13 protein-coding genes are annotated in these 21,536 nt (G+C 52.7%); 12 read left to right on the forward strand and 1 reads right to left on the reverse strand.

The window, feature by feature from the left end:
- The first annotated feature begins 3 nt into the window (after positions 1 to 3).
- The gene (locus B0I18_RS07040) at positions 4 to 6,324 is read left to right on the forward strand and encodes a choice-of-anchor Q domain-containing protein (protein ID WP_106521920.1); all 6,321 of its coding nucleotides are present in this window, start codon (positions 4 to 6) and stop codon (positions 6,322 to 6,324) included.
- 85 nt (positions 6,325 to 6,409) lie between these two features.
- Here the strand turns inward: B0I18_RS07040 and B0I18_RS07045 are convergent, their stop codons facing one another.
- Positions 6,410 to 6,973 (reverse strand): Crp/Fnr family transcriptional regulator, encoded by a 564-nt coding sequence (locus B0I18_RS07045; protein WP_106521921.1) that lies wholly within the window; start codon positions 6,971 to 6,973, stop codon positions 6,410 to 6,412.
- Positions 6,974 to 7,054: 81 nt separating this feature from the next.
- Here B0I18_RS07045 and B0I18_RS07050 point away from each other — a divergent pair, with 81 nt between their 5' ends.
- From B0I18_RS07050 to B0I18_RS07100, 11 genes are all read left to right on the forward strand, one after another.
- Positions 7,055 to 7,750, forward strand: coding sequence for an HAD family hydrolase (locus B0I18_RS07050; RefSeq protein WP_106521922.1), 696 nt, complete (start codon positions 7,055 to 7,057; stop codon positions 7,748 to 7,750).
- Complete coding sequence (locus tag B0I18_RS07055) at positions 7,747 to 8,382, forward strand: chloramphenicol acetyltransferase (RefSeq protein WP_106521923.1); 636 nt, start codon at positions 7,747 to 7,749, stop codon at positions 8,380 to 8,382. The genes B0I18_RS07050 and B0I18_RS07055 overlap by 4 nt, the downstream gene beginning before the upstream one ends.
- Before the next feature lie 123 nt (positions 8,383 to 8,505).
- On the forward strand, positions 8,506 to 10,029 hold the full coding sequence (locus B0I18_RS07060; protein WP_106521924.1) for a tail fiber domain-containing protein: 1,524 nt from the start codon (positions 8,506 to 8,508) through the stop codon (positions 10,027 to 10,029).
- A 40-nt stretch (positions 10,030 to 10,069) separates the two neighbouring features.
- Entirely contained in the window at positions 10,070 to 11,431 is a 1,362-nt protein-coding gene (locus B0I18_RS07065) for a T9SS type A sorting domain-containing protein (protein WP_146146676.1), read from the forward strand.
- 267 nt (positions 11,432 to 11,698) lie between these two features.
- Complete coding sequence (locus B0I18_RS07070) at positions 11,699 to 12,259, forward strand: RNA polymerase sigma factor (RefSeq protein ID WP_181358361.1); 561 nt, start codon at positions 11,699 to 11,701, stop codon at positions 12,257 to 12,259.
- 46 nt (positions 12,260 to 12,305) lie between these two features.
- Complete coding sequence (locus tag B0I18_RS07075) at positions 12,306 to 13,250, forward strand: FecR family protein (RefSeq protein ID WP_181358362.1); 945 nt, start codon at positions 12,306 to 12,308, stop codon at positions 13,248 to 13,250.
- Positions 13,251 to 13,304: 54 nt separating this feature from the next.
- Complete coding sequence (locus B0I18_RS07080) at positions 13,305 to 16,808, forward strand: SusC/RagA family TonB-linked outer membrane protein (protein WP_219905915.1); 3,504 nt, start codon at positions 13,305 to 13,307, stop codon at positions 16,806 to 16,808.
- A gap of 38 nt (positions 16,809 to 16,846) precedes the next feature.
- Positions 16,847 to 18,295 carry a SusD/RagB family nutrient-binding outer membrane lipoprotein gene (locus tag B0I18_RS07085; protein ID WP_106521928.1) on the forward strand — a complete coding sequence of 483 codons (1,449 nt, stop codon included), beginning with the start codon at positions 16,847 to 16,849 and terminating at the stop codon, positions 18,293 to 18,295.
- Positions 18,296 to 18,318: 23 nt separating this feature from the next.
- The gene (locus B0I18_RS07090; protein ID WP_106521929.1) at positions 18,319 to 19,599 is read left to right on the forward strand and encodes a DUF5689 domain-containing protein; all 1,281 of its coding nucleotides are present in this window, start codon (positions 18,319 to 18,321) and stop codon (positions 19,597 to 19,599) included.
- 27 nt (positions 19,600 to 19,626) lie between these two features.
- Positions 19,627 to 19,935 carry a hypothetical protein gene (locus tag B0I18_RS07095; protein WP_106521930.1) on the forward strand — a complete coding sequence of 103 codons (309 nt, stop codon included), beginning with the start codon at positions 19,627 to 19,629 and terminating at the stop codon, positions 19,933 to 19,935.
- 41 nt (positions 19,936 to 19,976) lie between these two features.
- Entirely contained in the window at positions 19,977 to 21,431 is a 1,455-nt protein-coding gene (locus B0I18_RS07100) for a calcineurin-like phosphoesterase C-terminal domain-containing protein (RefSeq protein ID WP_245882063.1), read from the forward strand.
- Positions 21,432 to 21,536 lie beyond the last annotated feature (105 nt).

The following is a 21,536-nucleotide window of genomic DNA, read 5'->3' on the forward strand; positions in this document are numbered from 1 at the left end:
CTCATGAAAAAAAACCTCGTATTTCTCGCCGTCCTGGCGGGCATGCTTTTGCATGCGCAACAGGGAAAGGCACAAAACAAGTGGTATGTAGATAGTGCAGCCACGGGTGCCAATAACGGCACCAGTTGGGTTAATGCATTCAGATACCTGTCTGATGCAACCCATGCGGCACGTAGCAGTAGTACCAGCGACACCATTTTCGTCGCGAAAGGAACCTATTATGCTACGGGTCCCCAAAGCGGTACCAACCGGGATACCGCCTTTATCTTTACCCGGGGCAACCTGGCGGTACTGGCAGGCTACCCGACAGGCGGCGGTACAGTACGCAATGCGAAAGCCAACCCGGTTATCCTGAGCGCCAATATCGGGTTGCCCGAGTCGGAGTACGACAATGGTAACCGCGTAGTTGTCGTAACGGGCAGCAGCGGCACGCCCATCGGCAATTCCCTGGTGTTTGACGGCCTTCGGCTCCAGGAGGCGCGTACTAATTATCCTGAAGGTGCGACAATGATCAATAACCAGTACATCAAACGTAACCATGGCGGCTGGTACAACCGTTACGCATCGCCGACTATCCTGAACACCACGATCAGTAGTAACAAGGGTATTGGGGTAGGCGGCATGTATAACATTTATGCCTCGCCGGTAATTACCAATACCATGATCAATGGGAATGAAGGCAATACCGGCGGTATGCTGAATGATTCTGCTTCGTCGCCTGTAATGACAAATATGCTTATAGCCGGGAACGTGGCTTACTATACCTACGGTGGTGTCTACAGCCGATATGGTTCTTCCCCGGTTATTACCAATACGACTATTGCCAGTAACTACGGCGTGGGGCTTGCCAACTTTGCCGCTAACCCTGTTATCCGGAACAGTATCATTTATGGTAACAGCCAGGCGGCCGGTATCACCAATGTGACAGGAGCAGTGTCTGCACCGGTTATCAGCAATTCGATTGTACAAGGCAGCGGTGGCAGCGCCGCATGGCTGGCAGCAATGGGTACCGATGCCGGTAACAACCTGGACGCAAATCCGCTGTTACTGAATGCCCCGGCTCCGACCGGCAACGGTACGACTGCAGGGAATTTCAGGATCACGACCGGCAGCCCGGCCATCAACGCCGGTTCCCTTAGCGGTGTTACGGCCTATCTGCCGGCAACCGACATAGCGGGTGCCCCGCGTGTACAGGATGGTACTATCGACATAGGCGCTTATGAGTTTACCCCGCCTGAACACATCGTGTATGTCGACAGCAGTGCGACTTCGGGTAACAATACCGGTCTCGACTGGGCCAATGCTTTTACGACCTTGTCGACGGCGCTTAATGTTGTTGCTTCGAGCTACAATTATATCGATACGATCCTGGTGGCTAAGGGCACCTATTACCCTACCGGTGCACAAAACGGTACCAACCGGGATAGCGCCTTCTTTATCACCCGCAGCAACCTGGCCATTGTAGGTGGTTACCCAACCGGCGGCGGCGTACGCGATTGGAAAAATAACCGGACGCTACTGAGTGGCGATATCGGCACTGCCGGTACGAAAACGGATAACTCCTATCACGTTGTCGTTGCGGCTGGTACCAGTACCAATACCTTACAGTCGGTTATCCTGGATGGTGTTACCATCAGCAATGCCTATAGTAATAATACGTCAACCGGTAGTAAACTGGTTAACGGGCAGCCCATCTCCCGGTACACAGGTGGCGGTATGCATAATGTTTATGCCAATCCTAAAATCGTAAACAGCTTGATCGTATTCAACGAAAGTTACCTGGGGGCTGGTATGTATAATCGCAGGGCTGCACCCTGGATCAGTAATGTGGCGATAAAAGCGAACTCGGCTGCCTATTCGGGCGCTGCCATGTATAACGACTCCCTTTCTTCGCCTTTGATCGTAAATACGGTAATGAACTCGAATGAAGGTTTGTACGCGGCTATATATAACCGTTTTGCGACACTGCGTTTATTCAATTCCTCGTTGAGCGACTACCCATCTATTATAATTTTAAATACCAACTACTCCGATGTGTTGGTTCAGAACTCCATTATTTATGAAGGCTATACCACCATCGATAATTCCTCGAACTTGGGCTCTTGCCTGGTCCGCAATTCTATTGTGAAAGGCAGTGGCGGCAGTGCGGCATGGGTAGCTGCGAGGGGTACCGACGGCGGCAACAATTTAGATGTCGATCCGAACTTCGTTATCCCTATGAGCACGGCAACGGGACCTATTGATACGCGCGGCAACCTGCAGATCCATCCGGGCAGCCCCGCGATGAATGCGGGCGATACCACGGGCATCAGCCAGTACCTGCCGGCTACCGACAACTGGGGCAACGCCCGTATTTATGACGGCATTATCGATATCGGTGCATTCGAAGTGGTGGCGCCGAACCATGTTATTTATGTAGACAGCACGGCAACCTCCGGCGCCAACAATGGTACCAGCTGGAGCAATGCCTTCCGCCAGTTATCCTGGGCTACACAATATGCACGTTTCTTCCCCGGTATAGATACCATATTGATCGCGAAGGGTAATTATTACCCGACCGGTGCGCAATCCGCAACAAACCGCGACAGCGCCTTCGTCTTTACCCGCGGTAACCTGGCCCTGGTGGGTGGCTATCCTAATGGTGGCGGTACCCGCGATACCCGGGCTTACCCGGTTATCCTGAATGGTAATATCGGTGCTGCCGCAAACCAGGCAGACAACAGCTATCACGTGATTGCTGCGGTAGGCCAGAGCGGCAGCCCGATCGACACGACACTGATCTTCGACGGTCTGACGGTAACAGGTGGTTATGCCAACAACACGGCAGGCGCTTATGTGCTGAACGGGGCAACCCTCAGCCAGGGCAACGGCGCCGGCGCTTATAACCATTATGCTTCCCCCAAATTCGTATCCGTGAAAATGGAAAAAGATACGGCGATGGGCAAAGGCGGCGGTATATATAACTACAGCGCTGCTCCGCGGATCATCAACAGCACCGTGAGCCTTAACTATGCTGGTATGAATGGTGGCGGTATTTACGATACCCTGGCTTCGGCATGTTATATTTATAAATCAGAGATCAGGGGAAATAAAGCGGCCAATAACGGCGGTGGTTTATACAACCACAGTTCCCCGGCCCAGATCATCAATTCTCTGTTCAGCGGTAACAGTGTAAATGTAAATGGTGGCGCTATCTGTAACGTAAGTTCTACACCGGTGATCACCAATACGACGATTGCCGGCAACTATGCCACCAGCCTGGGTGGTGGTATCATCAACCTGTCAGCCTCCCATGCCGTAATTAAAAACTCGGTTGTTTATGGCAACAACTCCCCTATCACCAATGTGGCATCGACTCCGTCGGTAAGCTATTCCCTGGTCCAGGGTGGAGCTTATGCCGGTTCTAATAACAATATCAACCAGGATCCGCTGTTCTCCGGTCCGGTTACGGCTTCGCTTACGGCGACTGCAGAAGGGGTTTATCACCTGCTGGCCGGAAGCCCGGCTATTAATGCCGGCGATACCACAGGCCTGAGCCAGGTCCTGCCGGCTACCGACCTGGGATCCATTACCCGTATCCTGGGTAGCGGTATCGATATGGGCGCTTATGAATATGTAAGGGCGCTGTATGTAGACAGCTCGATTGCAACACCGGGACCTGGTTCGAGCTGGAATACGGCCTTTAGGTACCTGTCTGATGCAACGGATGCTTCGCGGTACAGGGTTTCTGTAGACACGATTTATGTGGCCCGGGGTACCTATTATCCTACGGCTATACCGCAGTCCCGTAACCGCGATTCGGCCTTTATCTTTACCCGCAGCAAACTGGCGGTATGGGGCGGATACCCCGCAGGTGGCGGGGCCAGGGACCTGGTTGCCAACCCTACCGTACTGAGCGGTGATATCGGCAATGTAAACGATACCGCAGATAACGCTTTCCATGTGGTGATCTGCGTAGGTAAAAACGATCCGGAAGGACTCGATTCGACCCTGGTCTTTGACGGCTTGCGCATCAGCAATGGTAATGCCAATGCCCCGACCTATTCGTCTGCCTATTTTATTATTGTAAATACCCGTACGATCACCAAGAACAGGGCCGGTGGCATGTACAACCTCTTTGCCTCCCCGACCATCAGCAATGTTTCCTTTACGAACAACTATGCTTACGAGGAAGCCGGGGCCATGTATGACAGTGTTTCCAGCCCTATAGTAAGAAATAGTAGTTTCCGTTTTAACGCAACAACAGGCGCCGGCCCCATAACGGGTGTCGGTGGTGCGATCAGCAATGTGGCCTATTCTTCGCCCACGTTTACGAATGTGGTCATCAGCGATAACATTGCGGCGGGTAATGGCGGTGGTATGGCCAACAACGTGTCCATGCCGCGCATTACCAATGCTACCTTCGAAAGAAATAAATCTGCTGCGAGCGGTGGCGCAATGTATAACTACAGCACTTTTGCTACTTCTAGGATTGCAGATTCCCGCATGACGGGCAATACGGCGCAGAATAGCGGTGGGGCGATCTACAATTTCAATGATATCTCCATGGTTATCGACAATTGTACCCTCAACCAGAATACGGCTACTACCGGTGATGGCGGTGCGATTTCGAACTACTCTTCCACGACCAAGGTCTTCAGGTCGAGGATCAGCGGTAACCGTACCCTCGGTACATCGAGGGGTGGCGCCATTTACAGCTATCAGGGTTCGCCCCTGATCATCAATTGCGTGATCTCCGGTAACAAGAGTGAGGTAGCTGGTGCGGCCATCTTTAACAGTGCGGCATCTGCTACGATCGTCAATACGGTGATCAGTGGTAATTCGAGTGGCACCGGCACTGTATTGTATACCCAGTCCGGTTCCGGCACTGCACCTAAAATCAAAAACAGTATCATCTATGGTAACAGCGGTGGTATCAGCGGTGTCAATTCAACCAACATCGCCAACTCGATTGTACAGGGTAGCGGTGGTAGCGGCAGCTGGAATGCCGGCGCCGGTGTTAACGGCGGCGGTAACCTCGACGTGGTTCCGAACTTCGTACAACCACGCAGTTATACCAGCGCCCCGGATACAGCAGGTATCTACAGCATTACTACCTGTAGCCGCGCAGTGAATGCCGGCGATACAGCCGGTATCGGTCAGTATCTCTTCAGCGGTTTGGATATAGCGGGTAATCCGCGTTTCAAAGGTGCCATCGATATGGGCGCCTACGAGATCGATTCCCTGGATGTAACTACCATGCTCACCCCCGAACTGCCGGGTACCTATGTCAGCAACCGGATTTTCCGTCGCGATACGCTGATCCATTTCTGTAACTGCGATAGCAATAAACTGCTGCTCACCCTCGATACCACGGGTACCGGTGCGAAAATCAACCCGACAGGCGCCAGCCTGAAGATCGGCTCTGCGATTGCCTCCTACTACCAGATGGGTGATGGCTTCGTTACCGATCCTGCCGGTACTATCCTGTTCAACAGGGAATGGTCGGTATTGCCCTTGGTCCAGCCTTCTACCCCGGTTACTACTTATTTCTATTATACCGATAATGACTTCAATAGCGTAAATGCCGCACTGAACAGCCTTTCTATGCCGCCCCTGTTGTCTGATACACAAATGTATTTCTATAAGGTTACCGATCCGGCCCTCGGACAGTTCCCTTCGGTATACAACATCGGTGTTAACCAGGTACAGATCATCAACCACGGTTCTGCCCCGGCAGTAAATGCCTGGATCGGCGGTTATCATGGTTTGAATAAATATGCGAAATTCAAAGTGGCCAGCTTCTCCGGTGGTGGTGGCGGTTCGGGTGCAGGTGGCGGTACGCCGCTGGCTATCCAGCTGTTCGCTTTCGGTGGCGAAGCCAAAGGCAGCTATAACCAGCTGAACTGGGAAACTTCATCCGACGTGAAAACATGGACCTTAAGCCGTAGTAACGACGGCTCCCGTTTCGAACAACTGGCGCAGGGCCTTGGTTACAGCACCGGTTTCCGCGACGAAAACCCGCTTGGCGGAACAGGTTACTACCAGCTTAAGATCACCGACATTGCAGGACGTTCCCTGCTCAGCAAGGTGGTGCCGATCAGCAGGAAAGCAGCTACAGGCGGCGTAACCCTGTACCCGGTTCCGGCTACACAGCGTATTACCCTGCATTGTACCAATGACCAGCTGCTGGGTAAAACCGTTTATATCTTTGATAATACCGGTAAAACGATCCGCAGCTTTATCCTGGAACAGGAAGGAAGCGTGGACGTGAGCGGACTGGCTGCAGGCGTTTACCTGATCCAGTTGCCGGATGGTACTTCAATGAAAATGATCAAACAGTAAGTACACAAACGCTTGATACGAGAAAGGCCGCAATATTGCGGCCTTTCTTTTTTTATGACGGGTAATGTGTCGTTGTAGTATTGCTTTAATCCAGGTCTTTTAAGGCCCGGTTAAGACTGCGCAGGGTAACGCCGAGATAGGCCGCCATATCTTCTTTGGAAATGGAAATCTCCTGCCGTTCCTGTAGTTCCAGTATCTTGCTCAGGCCATGCCCGATGGTATACAACTGTTGCGACGAAGACCGGCTGCTGGTATTGATGATCCGTTCGGCCAGCGCGTTCAATAACATATGGTTCAGGTGCAGGTCCTTTTCCAACATGCCTTTGAAAAAGGGCAGGTTCAGTGCATAGGCCTGTACATCCGATACGGCGGCCACATTACAGAGGCAGGGTATGGTGCGTAAAGCTTCCAGCTCGCCCAGGATCTCGCCTTCGCTCAAAAATTCCAGGATATATTCTTTCCCGTTGTCTTCGCTGAAATAACATTTGGTAACGCCTTCTTTTACGATAAACACCTTGATGGGGTCCTGGCCCTGTGCGAATAGCAATTCGCCTTTGCGGAAGGTCTTCATGACGATGTCCTCCTTGCGGGGCATGGCATCGTACAGGCGTTCGATATACGATAAAAACGAGGGGTTCTTGCGTAACATATCTGTTTGTTGCGGGACAAATGTCCTTTTAATTTGCGGGCAGAGGTCCGAGCTTTGCTCCCGGAAAATACAAAAGTAACCATGAACACTGAAATTAAAACGATCGCATTTGATGCAGATGATACCCTGTGGGATAATGAACCTTATTTCCGGGAGGCGGAAGACCGCTTCTGCGCCTTGCTGGAGGACTACCTGCCGCATCACTCTGTATCGCAGGAGCTCTATAAGACCGAATTGCAGAATCTATCGCTGTATGGCTACGGCATCAAAGGCTTTATGCTGAGTATGATCGAAACCATCTGCCGCGTATCGGCAGGCACAGCCAGCCTGCAAGGGGTACAGGCGGCAATACAGCTGGGGCAGGATATGCTGCGGCAACCCGTAGTATTGCTTGATGGGGTAGAGCAAGTGCTGGGCACGCTGAAGGGTAAATACAGGTTGGTAATGGCCACCAAAGGCGACCTGCTCGACCAGGAACGTAAGTTGAAACAATCGGGACTGCAGGACTACTTTCATCATATTGAAATTATGAGCGACAAACAGGTGGCCGATTATCGTAAACTGCTCCGGCATCTCGATTGCAACCCGGGCCAATTCCTCATGCTGGGCAATTCCATTAAATCGGATGTATTGCCGGTGCTCGAGCTCGGAGGTTTCGCGGCACATATCCCGTATCATACCACCTGGGTGCACGAACAGTATGAACACAGCCTGGAACACCCGCACTTTTTACAATTAAATACCATTACGGACCTTCTTCCATATTTATCCTTATGAAACAGATCATAGACCAGGCAACCTGGGTAAGACGCGATCATTTTGCTTTCTTTTCCCGTTTCGAAGAACCTTTTTTCGGCGTAACGATCGCGATCGATTGTACCGAAGCATATGCATATGCCAAAGCGGAGGGGTATTCCTTCTTCCTGTTGTACCTCTACCGCGCTTTAAGGGCAGCCAACAGCATACCGGAGTTCCGCTATCGTATTGCGGACGACGATGTGGTGTTGTTCGATGAAGTACATGCATCGCCTACCATCAACCGGCCCGACGGCAGCTTCGGTTTTGCCTATATGGACTACCATAAAGACGAAACTGTTTTCCGCGCGGCGGCGCAAAGCGAGGTGGCGCGCGTACAACAGGAAGCAGGGCTGGTGCCGGGTACAGCAGGACAGGACATGATTCATTTTTCCGCCATTCCCTGGCTCGACTTTACGGCCCTGTCGCATGCGCGTAGCTTCAGTTTCCGCGACAGTTGTCCCAAGATCAGTTTCGGCAAAATGACGGAGCGGGAGGGGCGCAAAACCATGCCGGTGTCCGTACACGGACATCATGGCCTGATGGATGGTTATCATATCGGCTTATTTGCCGACCGGTTTCAGCAGTATATGACCCGGCCCGCGCAGTTGTAACCTGTAGGAGAAGAGGTTAAGGCGGGGTAAGGCCGGGAAAATACGCGTTTTCACGTATGGTACAGGGCCCGGTAATCAGGTACTTTTGTGGCAGCATTTTTAATGAAACCAAAAATTACTGCTATGAAAAAATATATACTGTTTGCCTTATGTGCTGTACTGGGTGCCGGGCCTGCATTAGCGCAGGGCATTGCCGTTAACGGGGATGGCGCCGACCCGGATGCCAGCGCTATGCTGGATGTAAAGAGTACCACCAAAGGTTTCCTCGCACCGCGTATGACGCTTGCGCAACGCGATGCTATCGCCGCGCCGGCTACCGGGCTGATTATTTACCAGACCGACGGCGTAACGGGTTTTTACTTTTACAATGCAGGCTGGAAGCCGGTTGCAGATCATCTCGGCAATCACATCGCCACGCAGAACATCCAGTTAAACGGTAACCGCCTGACCAATAATGCGGATACTTCGATAGGCCTGAGCCTTAATAACCGGGGCGCGCTCCGGCTCCGGGCTAAGCCCATATCGGTCATCCCGGCCGATACTGTGGCCAAAGATAATTTCGTACTAGGCAGCGATGGCAGCCTGCTGGCTATGGGTAAATATTTGACCGGACCTATGCCGGCAACCGGTCCGGGTATGCGGTTTATGTGGTACCCGGCCAAAGGCGCCATACGCTCCGGTAATGCAACTGGTACGGAATGGGATTCATTAAATATAAAAGACTATTCCGTTGCGATGGGCAACCAGGTAACCGCCAGTGGATACGGCGCTTTTGCCATGGGCGACCAGGTAACCGTAAGCAGTACTGTGGGCACGGGCTTCGGATCTGCGGTACGGGTAACAGGCACGGCTGCCTTCTCGGCCGGAGCCAGTAATGTGGCCGGCGGGTTTTGTTCTACAGTGATCGGTTATACGGATTCGGCCATGGGGCAGGGTTGTGTTGCCCTGGGTTACCGTATGCTGGCAGCTCAAGACTATTCAGTAGCTATTGGATACCGGGGCAGGGCTATTCATGAAGGTTCCCTGGTACTTTCCGATGCCTCCAGTCTCAGCGCTACGTTATCCTCCTATACCACATCCTCCGCCAACAACCAGTTTACTTCCCGGTATGCGGGCGGCTACCGTTTGTTTACCAACGATGACATGACCGTAGGCGTATCGCTTACGCCAAGTGATAATTCCTGGAATATTATCTCCGACTCTACTAAAAAAGAGCGTTACCTGAAAGCTGATGGGGAAGCCATGCTGGTAAAACTGCGGGGCATGCGCCTCGGCTCCTGGAATTATAAAAGCAGTCCTGCTATGCGCCACTACGGGCCTATGGCCCAGGAGTTCTATGCCGCGTATGGAAAAGATGCTTATGGCACGATCGGCAACGATACCACCATTAACCAGGCCAACCTGGAAGGTGCGATGATGATCATGATCAAAGCGCTGGAAACCCGTACTGCGGACCAGGCCAGCGAGATCGCCCGCCTGAAGGCAAAAAACGAGACCCTTACGGCACAGCTTGCCGAAGCGGGCAACATAAAAGAAGAATGGCAGGTATTAATGGATCTGCTGCGCCAGCAGGAAGCCACCCGGTCGCTTCCCGAAAAGATCGGCGCTGTATTGGAGGCCAGGAAAAATACCGTAGCAGGCCGCTAAGCCCGTGACAGTATATTTTTTCTTCTTTAAAACAGATACCATGAACCGAATTATTTTCTATACCCTGCTGGGATCGCTGTTTGCCGCGCAGTACGGCTTTGCCCAGGGCATCAAGATCATGCCCGGCACCACCTTTAAACTCACCGGCGGCAGTTATAACCTGGTGCTGGCCAACGGCGCCCATTTTGAAAATAACAGCCCGGTACAAACCGGCAACCTGGTGCTGAAAGCTACCGGCGCCGGCACCAGCCAGATCCGGGGCAGCGCTCCCTTAAGTGTGGCCCAGGTGCGCCTGGACAAGACGGCCGGGCAACAGTTGGTACTACAGAAAAACCTGGATGTACGGCAAGGTGTTTACTTCAACAGTGGCCTGCTTGATCTTAATGGTTTCGACCTGGTGCTGGCCGATACGGCCCTGCTGGTCAACGAAACCAATGCCAGCCGTATCACCGGCAATGCAGGCGCAGTACAGATCACCCAAAACCTGGATGCACCCCTGGCCGAGAATCCGGGCAACCTGGGCCTGGTTATTACCTCTGCCGCCAATTGGGGCAGCACCCAGGTACGGCGCAGTCATAAAAACAATACCAACCCCGGTGGTGGCGGAGCCAGCGTTGGGCGCAACTTCCGGGTTACACCGGCCAACAACAGCGGCCTGAGCGCTTTCCTGCGTATGTATTATCTCGATGCCGAACTCAATGGGCTCGATGAAAATACCCTCGAATATTTCCGTTCCGAAGATGGCGGTGTGCAATGGAGCAGTATTGGCGCTGCAGGCCGGAATCCCACGCAGAATTTTGTCAATATCAATGGCCTGCAGACTATGGCCATGTTCACCCTGTCGACCCTGGGCAATCCTTTACCACTGGCTTTTACCGATACGCGTATCTCCTGTGCGGCTAACCGGGTATACCTGGAATGGCGTTACGAAAACCCGGTACAAGGCGCGTTCTTCCGCGTGGACAAAAGCCGCGACGGCGCCGTCTGGCGCAATGTAGCGGCGCATCTTAAAGTCGAAGCCAGTCCATCTTACCGGTACAGTTTTACCGACGATACCGAGCCTTATCCTTATTACCGGTTGCAGTATGTTGCCGTTGACGGATCGGTCGCTTATTCGCCCGTAAGCGAAGTCAATTGCCGCGAATCGGGTTATGCTTTCAAACTGGTACAAAACCCGGTGGGCAGCCAGGTGCGTGTATGGATACAGGGTAAAACCGCAACCACGGTATCGGCGCGTGTTTACGACCTGCAGGGACGACTCCTGCTGGAGCGTCCTGCCGAGGCTGTAAATGCCGGTGTGTCGTACCTCAACATCGATGTCTCCAGCCTGGCGGCCGGTGTATACCTGTTGCAACTGGGCAATACGAGCGGCGCCTTATGGCAGGTTAAATTTGTAAAATAAAATAGACATAACATTTATCGATAACAACAACAGCAGGCCTGCCGGTCTGCTGTTGTTGTTATGGGCGGGTATTAAGGCTGTGCAACTATTGGCGGGTAACTATAAAACAGCTGTTGCCAGGCCGTGCAGGGAAAAAAACTTTGTTGTTAGAACGCTGAAAGCCCTGGCGGATAGTACATTACAGCCTGCGGCATTATTTCTTAACATTTACGTAAAACGCAGTTTCTTTCTTTGCAGCTCGATAGCACAAATTTTTTTATGGCGAGCATGAAGTTGCGGGGAAACATGGCGGCGTATAATACATTGGTAACAACCTGGTGGAATAAGCTCTATGGTATTGCCTATGCGAAGACGGCAGATCGTGACCAGGCGCACGATATGGTCCAGGAAGTGTTTCTCACCGTATGGGAAAAATGGGACACCGTACCCCATAACGAAGAAATTGAATTTTACCTGCTGCATGCCCTGCGTTACCGGGTACTGAACTATTACCGCGCTTCTGGGCGGTATAAGGTGCAGTTGCAGCAACTCGACGAGCTCCTGCACGAGATCAGCGACAGCGAAGACAGTCATGCCTTTGCCGATCAGCGGCTTGCGCTGGCGGAGCATGCCGTTACTTTACTTGCTCCTTCGCTGAGGCGGGTATTTACACTCCGCATCGAAAATGGTTACTCCTACGATAAAATCGGGGCCCTGCTTAATATCGACCCGGCATCCGCCCGGGTATTGTACAGCCGTGCGCTCGACCAGCTGCGCAAAAATGTGGCTGCCCGTCCTACCCTTGCCGTCAGTGTATTGATGGCCCTGCAATTGGTTACAATTTCTTAATCTTAATCCGGTTAACATTTTTTCCTGCCCGGTTATTCTGTTAATGATGACCCACAGGAAACCCAAGAATACAGAAGCGCTGCTGGAGCGTTATTTACGCCAGGAATGCAGCCCCGAAGAACAACAGCTCGTAGAGCAATGGTACGATAACCTGGAACTGGACCCGCAGGATACAAGCGCCTGGGCCGAGGCGTCGCGTGCCCGCTTCCTGCAAACGCATATGCCCGGGATGCCCAACCGGCGCAGCTTCCGGCCCTGGAAACGGGTGGCAGCCGCTGCTGCTCTGCTCCTGCTGGCAGGCACGGCCTGGTTCTGGTTGCAACAAACACCACACAACAACAAAACACAAACTTTATTTTCTGCCACTACTGCTGCCGCCGCGCTGAAGCAGGTGGTGCTGCCCGATAGCACCATCGTATGGCTGAATGCCAACAGTACCCTGCGCTGGACCGGCGATTACCGCATGGGACAACGGCGGGTGGAACTGGATGGCGAAGCCAGCTTCGACGTACGGCACGATACGGCGCATCCTTTCGTAGTGCATACTGCAGATGCCGATATCCGCGTATTGGGTACCTGTTTCAACGTAGCGGCCGGTAAGGCGGAAGCCGCTACGGAAGTGGCTTTGCTGCGTGGAAAGGTGGCCATAAAACTGAATGATCAATCGGCTGCGGACCTGGTGCTCTTGCCTGGCGAAATCGCGACCTGTTCTGCCCGTAAAGGATCCCTCGAAAAACAACAGGCCGATGTACAGTCCAGCTTCTCCTGGATGCAGGGCGGGTTTACGGCGCGGGATATGCCGCTGAAAATGGTACTCGAAAAGCTGTGTACGAAATACGGCTATTCCCTGCAATGGCATAACCGGGGCGGTGGCGATAAACATATCTCCGTTGCCTTTGCAGCCCAGGGCTTCAACAGCATGCTGGAGAGCTTATGTTTTGTAAATCACCTGCACTACACGATACAGGAACACCAGATACTTATTCAATAAAAAAGGACGTGCGTCAACACGTCCGCATTATTCACTCCGGAAAATGAACAATGAATGAACCACAAAAGTACATTAAACCAATTAAACCGAAAACCGCTACCGGGACGTTTCCTGTTAAGCGGCGCCCTGCTGGGCCTCGGGCTTGCGGCATTGCCGGCCCGCGTACGGGCGCAGAGCATGGAAGACCGGATCAGCATCAGCACGGAAGGCCACCAGTCCCTGGCTGCTATCCTGCAACGTATCGATCCCCAGACCGGCTATTCTTTTTCTTTCCTCAAAGAAGACTTTGAAGCGATAAAGGCCGGTCCGGTCGTATTTAAAGGCGAAAAGCTCGAAGCCGTACTGAAGTCCCTGCAACGGGAGTATCATATCGAGTATGTGATTAACGGTAATGTGATCCTGCTGCGTATTGCCGCTCCCAAGGCCGCTGTACGGCAGGCTGCGGGTTACCTGCAGGGCAGGCTTACCGACGAAAGAACCGGTGAAGCCCTGATCGGCGCCGTAGTGGCCATAGACCGGCAAACCCTGCAGACCGATATCGACGGCCGCTTCCTCCTGGCCCTGGCCCCGGGTACCTACGAAGCCCGGCTGAGCAATATGGGTTATGCCACACTTACCGTACAACAGGTGCAGGTCAACAGCGGGGATACCACCCAAAGCCATTTTAAATTAAAACCTGCCAACAGCGACCTGAACGAGGTGGTCGTAACTGCCCTGGGTATTAAAAGAGAAGAGAAAGCCCTGGGATATTCCATTACCCGGCTCGACAATGAAGATGTAACAGATGCCATGTCCAACAACTGGACCAATACCATGGAGGGCAAAGTGGCGGGTTTGAATATGCTGAAATCCAATGGTGGCCCCTCGGGCACCAATGCTATTATCCTGCGGGGCGAGAATTCGCTTTCCGGCAACAGCCAGGCCCTGATCGTGCTGGATGGCGTCGTGATCAGCGGCAGCAGCGGCCAGATATCCGGTACCGGTAGCGGCGCCTACCTCGATGGCGACTCGCCGGTTGATTTCGGTACTTCGATGAATGATATCAACCCCGACGATATCGAATCCGTTTCGGTATTGAAAGGCCCGGGAGCGAGCGCGCTGTATGGCGCCCGTGGCGCAAACGGGGCTATCGTGATCACCACCAAGTCGGGCAAAAAACAAAAGGGCCTCGGCGTCACCTTCAATTCCAATACCACCTTCGAGTCTATCCTGCAATGGCCCGATTTTCAATACGAATACGGGCAGGGCGTGGATGGCAGCGATACCTGGTACTCCTACGGGCAAACCATAGATGGCGCCAGCACCAAGAGCACCAGTTCGGCCTGGGGGCCTAAGTTCAACGGGCAGTCTTATTTCCAGTACAATCCCAATACGCGTACCGGTGATACCGTAAGGACGCCCTGGGTACCGTATAAAAACAACCGTAAGGATTTTTTCCAGACGGCGAGGACCATTACCAATACCCTGACGCTGGAAGGCGGTAACGATAAAACTACCGCGCGACTCTCGTATACGAACCTGGCCAACCGGTGGATCGTGCCCAATACCGGCTATTCCCGTAATACCGTGGCCCTGGCCCTGGACCAGCATGTAACGCCCCGGCTAAAGATCTCGACCCATATCAATTATACCAATAAGAGCAGCGATAACCTGCCCACAACCGGGTACAACAACCAGTCGATCATGTATTTTATCCGGGGGCTGGTACCCAACGCCAACCTCGATTGGTTTAAGGATTACTGGACGCCCGGCCAGGAAGATATCATGCAGACCCGCCCTTTCAGCAGCCTGCTGGATAACCCTTACCTGATCGCCAACGAAATGCTGAACAAGGTATCGCGTAATAACGTGATCGGTAACATTATGGTCAGCTACCAGGTTACCAAAGAGCTGAACCTTATGATGCGTACCACCATGGACTGGGCCTCTGAAGCCCGCTCCCAGCAAAGGCCCTTCAGTAGCCAGAAGTTTGCCAGTGGTATGTACCGTACACAGAACATCTTTACCCAGGAGATGAACTACGATTTCCTGCTCAACTACCATAAAGTATTCCGTAAGGATTTTGTGCTTAACGCTTCGCTGGGCGGCAGCCGTATGCGTAACCGTTATATCAGCGATGAGATGCGGGCAGAGAAACTGTTGTACCCCGGCGTTTATAATTTTGCCAACAGCAAGGACCTCGTGCTGGCCCTGCCTTATCGCAGCCAGTACGCTGTTAACAGTCTTTACGGTACTTTCGGCCTTTCGTACAAAGACTTCCTCTTTCTCGATATCACCGGCCGCAACGACTGGACCAGTACCCTGGCTACACCGAAAGACTATGGACACTCTTCTTTCTTCTATCCTTCTGTAAACCTGAGTAGCATCGTATCCGAAATGCTGCCGCTGCCCAGGTGGGTAAGCTTCTGGAAACTGCGTGGCTCCTGGGCCCAGGTGGGTAGCGGTGGCACCACACCTTACCTTACCGCCTATGCTTACAGCCCGACCAATTTTCCTTCCGGCCTGGCCAACCCTACCGAGATCGCGAACAGTGATCTGCGCCCGCTGATCACCACCAGTTATGAAGTCGGTACAGACCTGCGCTTGTTCCAGAACAGGGTAGGGGTTGATGTAGCGCTTTATCTCAACAATACCCGTAACCAGATCATCAGTGTACCCATCGACCGCTCAGCCGGTTATAATGCTACGATCCTTAATGCGGGCCTGGTGCAGAATAAAGGCATCGAAATCGAAGCCTATGTAAAACCCTTTGTGAGTAAACGCAAGGGCGGCTTTAACTGGCGCAGCTTTGGTACTTATGCGGCCAATAAAAACCAGATCGTAAGCCTGGCCCAGGGAGTAACCAATTATATCATGTCGAGTGGTCCTGCAGGCCGCGGCACCATCGAGGCCCGTCCCGGTGGTACCATGGGCGACCTGTATGGCATCGGCTACCAGCGCTCACCCGACGGGCAGATCGTTTACGATGCCACGGGCTACCCGCTCTGGACCGATACCGCGATCTATATCGGCAATACCACCCCGAAATGGCGCGCCAGCTGGGGCAACGAGTTCAGCTATAAAAACTTCCGCTTTTCCTTCCTGTTCGACGGGCAGTTTGGCGGGGTAGGCTACTCGCTTACCCATTCGGTACTGGCCGAAGAAGGCAAACTGGCTAAAACACTTCCAGGGCGCTACAATGGTATCATCGGCAATGGTGTTGTGAAAAATGACGACGGCTCTTACCGGCCCAATGATATTATCGCAACCGATATCCAGACCTATTACAAATCGCATTTCGACCGTACCAATATAGAGTCCAATACGTTCAGTACCGACTATATCAAACTGCGGGAACTAAGGCTGGACTATGCCATAAAAAATAAAAAGCTGCAACGCGTGGGTGTAAAGAACCTGGTGGTCGGCGTATACGGCAGGGACCTGCTGATGTTCTCCGACTGGCCCGCTTACGATCCCCAGTTTGGTACCCTGGGCGACGGGCAGATCTATAAAGGCTTCGAGATCGGGCAGTTCCCGAGCACCCGTAGTTATGGTTTCAATATCAAAGCGGAGTTCTAAACACCAGGCTGCGCAACACAATTTAACCGGATAAGACAATGAAAAAATATACCAACAATTACCTGCTGCTTGCCCTGGTGCTTTTGCTCGGGGCCTGCCGCAAGGATTTTAAAGAGATCAATAAAAATCCCAATGCCTCGGTAGCGGCCCGGCCGGAATCCCTGCTGGCGCCTGCTTTGTACAATGTGGTCAACAATAACCTGAACCGTGCACTGCGGCTGAATAATGTGCTGATGCAGGACCATGTGCCGCTCAGTAACAACAACGATATCGGCCGTTATATGATACGTCCTGCCGAATCGGACTTTATGTGGAACAACTGGTACCTGCAACTGAACAACTTCCGCGATATGTATGCCAAGGCTACCGATGTAAACGATACCACCCTGATGGGCATGGCCCTGATCTGCGATGTATGGCTTTCGGCGCAGATCACCGATATGTTCGGCGATGTGCCTTACTTCAACGCGGTAAAAGGTAAAGAGGGGATTTACGAACCCGAATTCGACCGGCAGCAGGATATCTATACCGACCTCTTTAAAAAGCTGGAAGCCGCAAATACTTTCCTGGCGCTGAACAAAGCGCTGGCTGCAGAGAAGAAAGCCGCAGACCCGCTCTACCAGGGCGATCCTGCCTTATGGCGTAAATTCGGCAACGCCCTTTATCTCCGTTTGCTGATGCGCGTATCCGGCAGGGCGGAGATGAATGTGCCTGCAACGGTAAAACGCATCGTAGAGACCGAAGTCGCACAATACCCCATGATGGCGGCCAATACCGAATCGGCGGTCCTGCGGTTTACGACCACGCCGCCTTATACCTCTGAGTTCTACAATTATCGGGATTACGATTTCAACGGCGCCGTAAGTTGTTCCGATTTCTTTATCAGTAACCTCAACCAATGGAAGGATCCCCGGCTTGCAGTATGGGCTACAGAAGCCTCGCTGGGCGTATACCTGGGTGTACCCAGCGGTTATGCGGAGGGGCAGGTGCCCGAGCAGATGTCGACCTACCTGGCGGCTTTAAAAAATAACCCCCTGCTGGGCAATATCATGAATTATGCCGAACTGCAATTCCTGCTGGCAGAGGCTGCGCTACGGGGTATGATCAGCCTGCCGGCGCAGGAACTGTACGAGAAAGGCGTGAGCAGCGCCATCACTTTCTGGGGTAAGGAGCTGCCCGAAAATTACCTGCAAAAAGACGGCGTAGCCTGGCTGGCCGATGGCACTGCTGCGCAACGTATGGAACAGGTGTTGTTGCAGAAATACTATGCTTTGTTTTTTACCGATTTCCAGCAGTGGAGCGAATACCGCCGCACGGGCTACCCGGTATTGCCCCGTGGCGCCGGTGTGCAAAATGGCGGGCAGATGCCGGCACGGTTTAAATACCCGGTGTATGTACAGTCGGTAAACGGCGCGCATTATAACGAAGCGGTAAGCCGTATGGGCGGCGACGACCTGAATATTAAAGTTTGGTGGAATAAACCTTAACCGATCAAAATCTGCAAAAGAAAATGAAAAAGATAATACAAGGTACACTGGTAGCGCTTTGCATCTGCTGCCTGCTGTCCTGCCTTAAAGAAAATAAGAACCCGGCTACCGGTACGGTGAGCCCGCTTACTTCCGTAACCATGTTGCGCAGTGTTTATAAAGGCAATGACCTGACGCTTGCTGCAGATATGCTTGCCGGCGCCGTCAGTGTCAGAGGTGTGGTGATATCCGACCACAGCGGCAATAACCTGCCTGCGGGGTATGTAGTGATCCAGAATACGGCCAGGGGTATTACCTCCGGCATTATCCTCAACATGGATGCTGCTGCGGCAAGGGGTTATGTGCCCGGCGACTCGGTAGAGGTGCGTGTGGAAGGCCTGGCCCTCGGTAACCGTAATGGTGCGCTGGTGCTGGACGGCGTAGCGGCAACCAGGGTAACCCGGCTGTCTGCCGGCGTTGCCGTTAAAATAACACAGATCCCCGTAAGTGCATTGGTCAAAGATTTTGCACAATACGAAAGTACGATGGTGGAAGTAACCGCTGATGTGAAACCTGTGCCCCAACCCGGAGATACTTATAGCGGTGATAAGGCCCTGAGTGATGGATCGGTAAATACCCTGCTGCTGTCGACCGCTACAGGCGCCACTTTCGCCGGCGATGGCATCCCGGCCAGCGCCACCTTTAAAGGTATTGCCGGCTATTACAATGCATCGGCACATACGGCCAAGGGAGCGCTTACCCGGCTTTACTTGCGTACCAAGGCCGATGTAAGTTACGCCAGTGGCCCTCTGTACAATGGTTTTCCGGAAGATTTTGAAAGCCCGGATGCCGCGATGAAAGGCAGTTATAATATGACGGCCATCGATAATAACCTCGATCTTAAAACCGGCAACTGGAAACTGTATTACGCGATCCTGGGTAATACCGCGGGCCGGGACCGCTTCAACCCGGCGGGTAAACAATGTATCCGCCTGCAGCAGCAACTGGACTTCGATGCGTATGTGCAAATGAACTTCGACCTGCCGAATGGCGCATCCAAAGTAACCTGCTCTTATGGCGCTTATTATACCGATGCCAGCAGTACGCTTAAACTGGAATACTCGCAGGATGGCGGCCTGACCTGGCAACAAGCCGGTGAAAAAGTAAGCGATGCCTCGGCAACACCTAAAGTAGCCATCTTTCTGATGGACCTGAAAGGTAAGGTCCGCTTCCGGATCAATAAACTGGGCCTGGGCCCCACCAATGGCGTAGATGTATTCAACGGCCGCCTGAGCATCGAAGACTTCGCTGTTTTCAGTAACTAGATTCAAACACACCTCAATAAAAACACAATGACGTCAATCAGTAATGCGCAGCACAAAGCTTTCCTGGAGCTGCTACACAAAGAACTGGCACTGGCCGGCCTGACCGCTGACAACCCGGTTATGCGCGACACCGGGCTACAGCAGAGCCTGGACGAGCTGCTTACACTCTATGAAGATTATACCGCTTGCCTGCTCCGGATCCAAACCCTGATCCGGCAATATGAGCACCGGAAAAAGGAAGCCCGGATACAGCTGCGCAAACTATTGGCCCTAAGTAAAAACAAGACATTCAGGGGGGGCAAGCTTTTTAATAACACCATCGGCAAGGCCTCTTAAATCAATTATCGATTATGCAAAGAAGGAATTTTATAAAAAACATGGGTCTGCTTTCCGCGGTATTCGGTGTTTCGGCGCCCGCGGTATTTGCCGGTACGCCTAAAGAGAACGAAGATTATTCTTTTCGCCGGGTAAGCGGCCGGATCAACTGCGAAGGCAAAGGACTCGAAAAGGTAGTGGTAAGCGACGGCTTTTCCGTAACGCAGACCGATGCCAAAGGAAATTATGTATTAGAAGCACATTACGATGCGCGCTTTCTCTTTTATACCCTTCCTTCGGGTTACGAGATCCCCAATGAAAAAGGTATTGCCCGCTTTTATATGGCGCTGAAAAAAGGCCAGAAACAGCAACAGGCCGACTTTTCGCTGGTAAAGGCCAAACAGGACGATACCCGGCATGCCTTCGTGGTATGGGCCGATACCCAGATCAAAACGGAGGAAGATGCGCAAAAGCTGCTGACCATATCGGCGCCTGATGCCCATACGCATATTCAGAAGCTGATGGACCGGCCCGTATTCGGCATCGGTTGCGGCGACCTGGTCTGGGATAATTTCGACCTGTTTAAAGATTACCGCGAAGCGGTAGCGATGACGGGCATACCCTTCTGGCAGGTGATCGGCAACCATGATATGGACTATGGCGCGCGCACCGACGATGCCTCACAGGAGAGTTTCGAAGCCCAGTTCGGACCATCGTACTATTCCTTTAACAAAGGCAAGGTGCATTACGTGGTACTCGACGATGTGTTCTTTATCGGTGCCGGGCACCGGTATATCGGTTACCTGACCGAAACCCAGCTGCGTTGGCTGGAGAAAGACCTGAGTTATATTCCCCAGGGCAGTACGGTAGTGGTTGCCTTACATATTCCTTCCAATACCGGCGATAAACGCCGCAATAAACGGAAGGAGGAAGAGATGGGCGGTGTATTGACCAATCGCAAAGCGCTGTATGAATTGCTGAAGCCTTATAAGGTGCAGATCGTATCGGGCCATACGCACTGGAACGAAGTATGGGAAAAGGATAATATCACGGAACATAACCTGGGTACGGTTTGTGGCGCCTGGTGGTCGGGGCCGGTATGCGGCGATGGTACGCCCAATGGTTTCGGTGTATTCGAAGTTGCGGGCGACGATATCAGCTGGTATTATAAATCTACCGGCTACGAAAAGGAGCACCAGCTGCGGTTATATAAGCCCGGCGCCGACAAGGAAAGGCCTCAGGCGGTGATCGCCAATATCTGGAACCACGACAAACGCTGGACGGTAGAATGGTTTGAAGATGGTGTGGCAAAGGGCAAAATGGAGCAGTATACCGGTTATGATCCTTCAGCAGCAGAGCTGTACGAAGGTGCTGCCTTGCCGCAGCAACGCAAATGGATCGAACCCATCCTGACCGATCACCTGTTCCAGGCGGTTCCAGCCGCGGGCGTACGCGAGGTCAGGGTAAAGGCTACGGACCGTTTCGGGCATACCTTTGAAGAGAGAATCCAGCTATAGGGCTGAGTTTCTGATCGTGATCAATAAGCGTTAAGTTCCCGGCCTTTGCCGGGAGCTTTTTTTTATTCCGCCGGGTCAATACGTACCTTTATAAAAAAAACGACA

The organism is Taibaiella chishuiensis (assembly GCF_003014535.1).
GTDB lineage: Bacteria > Bacteroidota > Bacteroidia > Chitinophagales > Chitinophagaceae > Taibaiella > Taibaiella chishuiensis.

Coding starts and splice junctions, on each gene's coding strand:
- B0I18_RS07040 (WP_106521920.1), top strand. CDS start 4: ATGAAAAAAAACCTCGTATTTCTCGCCGTCCTGGCGGGCATGCTTTTG.
- B0I18_RS07045 (WP_106521921.1), bottom strand. CDS start 6,973: ATGTTACGCAAGAACCCCTCGTTTTTATCGTATATCGAACGCCTGTAC.
- B0I18_RS07050 (WP_106521922.1), top strand. CDS start 7,055: ATGAACACTGAAATTAAAACGATCGCATTTGATGCAGATGATACCCTG.
- B0I18_RS07055 (WP_106521923.1), top strand. CDS start 7,747: ATGAAACAGATCATAGACCAGGCAACCTGGGTAAGACGCGATCATTTT.
- B0I18_RS07060 (WP_106521924.1), top strand. CDS start 8,506: ATGAAAAAATATATACTGTTTGCCTTATGTGCTGTACTGGGTGCCGGG.
- B0I18_RS07065 (WP_146146676.1), top strand. CDS start 10,070: ATGAACCGAATTATTTTCTATACCCTGCTGGGATCGCTGTTTGCCGCG.
- B0I18_RS07070 (WP_181358361.1), top strand. CDS start 11,699: ATGAAGTTGCGGGGAAACATGGCGGCGTATAATACATTGGTAACAACC.
- B0I18_RS07075 (WP_181358362.1), top strand. CDS start 12,306: ATGACCCACAGGAAACCCAAGAATACAGAAGCGCTGCTGGAGCGTTAT.
- B0I18_RS07080 (WP_219905915.1), top strand. CDS start 13,305: ATGAACCACAAAAGTACATTAAACCAATTAAACCGAAAACCGCTACCG.
- B0I18_RS07085 (WP_106521928.1), top strand. CDS start 16,847: ATGAAAAAATATACCAACAATTACCTGCTGCTTGCCCTGGTGCTTTTG.
- B0I18_RS07090 (WP_106521929.1), top strand. CDS start 18,319: ATGAAAAAGATAATACAAGGTACACTGGTAGCGCTTTGCATCTGCTGC.
- B0I18_RS07095 (WP_106521930.1), top strand. CDS start 19,627: ATGACGTCAATCAGTAATGCGCAGCACAAAGCTTTCCTGGAGCTGCTA.
- B0I18_RS07100 (WP_245882063.1), top strand. CDS start 19,977: ATGGGTCTGCTTTCCGCGGTATTCGGTGTTTCGGCGCCCGCGGTATTT.